The 3,921-nt window shown below is 43.6% G+C and carries 3 protein-coding genes; 2 read left to right on the forward strand and 1 reads right to left on the reverse strand.

Features of this window, described 5'->3' with window-relative positions:
- Positions 1–445: 445 nt before the first annotated feature.
- Entirely contained in the window at positions 446–2,611 is a 2,166-nt protein-coding gene (locus ACYTXL_RS02520) for an FAD/NAD(P)-binding protein (protein WP_461923360.1), read from the reverse strand.
- 312 nt (positions 2,612–2,923) lie between these two features.
- On the opposite strand from ACYTXL_RS02520, the gene ACYTXL_RS02525 reads away from it, so the two are divergent.
- Both ACYTXL_RS02525 and ACYTXL_RS02530 read left to right on the forward strand, forming a co-directional pair.
- A complete protein-coding gene (locus tag ACYTXL_RS02525; RefSeq protein ID WP_461923361.1) occupies positions 2,924–3,067 on the forward strand; it encodes a hypothetical protein in 144 nt (47 codons plus the stop codon).
- 357 nt (positions 3,068–3,424) lie between these two features.
- Complete coding sequence (locus ACYTXL_RS02530; protein WP_461923362.1) at positions 3,425–3,835, forward strand: 2TM domain-containing protein; 411 nt, start codon at positions 3,425–3,427, stop codon at positions 3,833–3,835.
- Positions 3,836–3,921 lie beyond the last annotated feature (86 nt).

The following is a 3,921-nucleotide window of genomic DNA, read 5'->3' on the forward strand; positions in this document are numbered from 1 at the left end:
AAAAGGATTTGCCCTCATCCCCCAACCCCTTCTCCCAAATTTGGGAGAAGGGGAGCCAGAATTTCAAAGTCCCTCTCCCATATCTGGGAGAGGGATTTAGGGTGAGGGCAAAAACTACGCTTCTCAACTTAGATGAGGTTTAAACAGATAATTAAAACTATTTTGTTGGTATATCTAGGATTTTAGATATTTAATAATATCTGGTAAATTTATACTAAGACCTATATACAGCAAGCATTTCAGCCTTTATTGAGTATGAGGAATAATAGTTACTGCTGGGTTGTTGGGAATATGGCTGAAGAAAAAGAAAGCAATTAGTTAGAAAGCTCAGAAAAAAACAGGGAAGCATCTCACTTTCCTAAAAAGCCTTGTCAAACCTCACCCCAACCCTCTCCGTGGGTTCGGAGAGGGAGCAAGAATCTTGTTTCTCATCTGGTATATTTGTTCAAATTTGATAATCTAGTGCAGCTAAAATTCTGCCACAATGCTGATTTGCAGGTACAGCTTCTAGAATCTTTTTCGGTTGGGGTAAGTTGAGGTTTTTCATTAGTTCGATAAACTGGTTGCGGCTGTGTCCAGCAAAACGAGGATTCCAGCACTTTTCTTCGCCAATGGTGGATACTGTCTGTCCTTGGTAGTCGTGACCGGGATATACCAAGGTGTCATCTGGTAATGTAAATAGCTTTTGAGTAACGGCATCATACAGTGATTCAGCGTCGCCGTTTTGGAAATCGGTACGACCACAACCCCGGATAAACAGGGCATCTCCAGTTAATAGGTGAGTGTCGTTGACTAAGTATGCCATGTGGCTGTCAGTGTGACCAGGGGTAGCGATCGCTCGAATCTCCACGTTCCCTAATTCCAACATATTTCCATCGGCAATGTAGTGGTCTGCACATGTGGCCGCAGCATTCTCAGGCAAAATCGCTAAACAACCCGTTAGTGACCTCAATTTGTCTGTTCCAGTAATGTGGTCAGCATGGATGTGAGTTTCTATACAGTAGCGCAGGGTCAGCCCTAATTGTCGCAATATCTGAAGATCACGTTCGACTTGCTCCAATACAGGATCAACTAGGATAGCTGTTTTGGTTTCTGGATCGGCAATTAGGTAAGTATAAGTACTAGATTCTTTATCGAATAGTTGACGAAATAACATACTAGGTTTCATCAACCCAAAAGTAGTAGCATCGGGTTTTGGATTGAGAGATTTGAGTAACTCCTGTGCCAAATTTGCCGCCTGAACGCGAATTTCTGGAACAGCAGTGGTTTCCCAAAGATTGCCCTTACGCGGTGTCCCCAAGGTGTAGAGCATTTGAGATGTATTTCCATCTGCATCGATCAGCGCACCATTGGGGGCGGTGTCGATTCCCATTGACAAGATGTTGGGACGGATCAGCCGTTGTTCTTGGATGCTAGCGACCAATGGGTGCTGCAATCTGCGGTAATCACAATTTGCGCCGGTGCAGTTGATAATCCGCTTCACCTGCAAAAAGATATTTTTCTGCGTCCCCCGTTCGCAGATGCTCACATTCACTCCATTCTCAAACTCCTGACAACTTTGAATCCGACCTGCGTAATGGTTCAGTTGACCAGATTCCATTGCAGCATCCATTACTTCGGCAATTCCTTCAGCAATCCGATGACGGTGAACTTCCCAATATGCTTTGACATGGCGCAGAAATCGCTTCTGTTCCGGTAATGGCAGTGCTTGCCAAAGTTCTGGAATAATTGGGCGCATGGCATCGATTACCGCCCGCCAATCTTGAGCGTGTCCTTGGGTAAGGGCTTGGCGCAGTTCTTGACGTACCAGATGCAGCAGTCCTCGCGCCGTTTTTGGCGCAGTTTCTACATTAATAAATGCCGGATAAGCAGCTGTTGATTTGTGCTTAAAGGGCATCAATCCGTGGCGCGAGACGGTATGAATTTTTCCCTGAAACCCTTGTTGATGCAGGGCAACAACCGCATCTACCATTGTTAACCCACTACCCACCAGCAGAATAGCATCCTCTGGATTTAAGTCGGTAATTGCATCCGCAGACCAAGCATCTTTAACATAGCGGTTGTCTAAAACGGCGAGCGGTGCAGGCAGAATTGCCGGGAAATTGCCCAACGCTAACACCGCTTTTTGCACATACAAACATTGACCACTGCTCAGGTAGACTATTGTGTTGTGGGGTTTTGTTTCAATGGCGATCGCTTCATCGATAATCTTCTCTAGCTGCACATTAGCCGGTGCATTTACCTGTGCTGCTTTTAAAGTCGCCTGCACATAGTCCCCATAAACCCGACGCGGAACGAAGGTAGATGGAGTTACTTGTTCATGCCCATTTTTGTGCAGCCAGTTGAGGAAGTGATTTGGTTCATCAGCATAAGCGCTCATCTTACCCGCAGGCACATTCAGCAAGTGACAGTCCACTGGTGTCCCGTAAGCAACTCCTCTACCCACTTCCGAATTACGTTCAATCAACTTGATGGACAATGGCATAGTTGCGTTGCGTAAAAGATTAGCTGCAACCAGAGAACCGCTAAAGCCACCACCAATAATGGCGATCGCAACTGGAGAGATGGTTCGGTTAAAAATGCTGTTGTTCATAGGACGTGTGAGTTGCATTTTTTGCTTTCTACTTATCAATTTACGGCCGATAAATTGAAATTTACGCTTATTGGAAGTTGTTAGGCGGAATGAATTAGCTTAAAAACCACATACGCCCATGAATAAGTGGGAATTGCAGTTGAGTATCTAATTTCCCAAATAGAGAGAGTGGCGATCGTCAGATTACACAAACTAAAATCTATACTAGACAAGGTTTTGGAACTATTTATCTAAAATTAATGTGTCTATTGCATCCAAATACGATGCAAATACCGGGGTTTTTAATTAACATCAAACAACCGTTCAAAAGCGAGAATTTTACCTTGACAATTGTCAACATTTTCTGACACTATTAGCATTCAACTTTCAGATAATCTTTGGCTCAATGTCTTAAGAGCGATCGCTGTTAGGGCATTGTCATATAGTGCTTCCCAGGTGCATGAAGTAGATCATATCAAAACCTCACCATGCTAGTTGCTACAACGGGGAGCCACTGCGGTGAACGGGTTTCCCGGCATAAAGCAAGTGGCGTGGGAAAATACGCAACGCACTGGCTCCCTAACCTCTCTCCTTGGTAAGGAGAGGGGAGATAAAGCACAGCTTTATCGGGTTGAGGTTAAGCTGTACCTCATTCTTATTAGGAAAAGCAATATAGAGGTATTGACAAATACAGTAGCCCTAAATCGATTGTGAGAAAATAATAAGCTTGTGAATGTCACTAAGTATTGGGTGCAAAATGTGGAGGCATTTGCTAACTGAATTTTACCAAGCCTATGGAAAACTTCGTGAAATCAAAAGCGTATTTACACACAAACTTATAAGGTAATTAAAATGACTTACGATTCCGAAGATGTGCAACAAATCCTTCAAATAGCACTCACTCGTAAACAGGAAGGTGAATTTTCACGAGAAGAGCTTGTAGAAATGGCATCTGAGTTAGGTATTTCTTCTAATATCTTGGAAACAACTGAACAAAAGTGGTTAGCTCAACAAGAAGAGGAAGGTTCACGGCGCACATTTAATACTTTCCGACGCAGAGCGTTTTGGGCACACTTTATTTCCTTCCTAGCGGTGAATTTATGCCTGATTCTGTTGAATTTAATTACTAGTCCTAGTTATTTTTGGGCTATCTTCCCAGTTTTAGGATGGGGGTTAGGACTATTTTTTCATTGGCGGAGTGTTTATCAGAGTAAAACAGAGGATTACGAGATAGCCCTTCAGAAATGGCGTACACAAATTTAACTTCTCCCTACTTTGAAAAATGGAGACACCAACGCACAGCCATGCGCCCCAATGAGTTGGGAGTAATCTTGCTCCCAACTCAAATA

The sequence above is a fragment of the Nostoc sp. genome (genome assembly GCF_054880495.1).

Coding starts and splice junctions, on each gene's coding strand:
- ACYTXL_RS02520 (WP_461923360.1), bottom strand. CDS start 2,611: ATGCAACTCACACGTCCTATGAACAACAGCATTTTTAACCGAACCATC.
- ACYTXL_RS02530 (WP_461923362.1), top strand. CDS start 3,425: ATGACTTACGATTCCGAAGATGTGCAACAAATCCTTCAAATAGCACTC.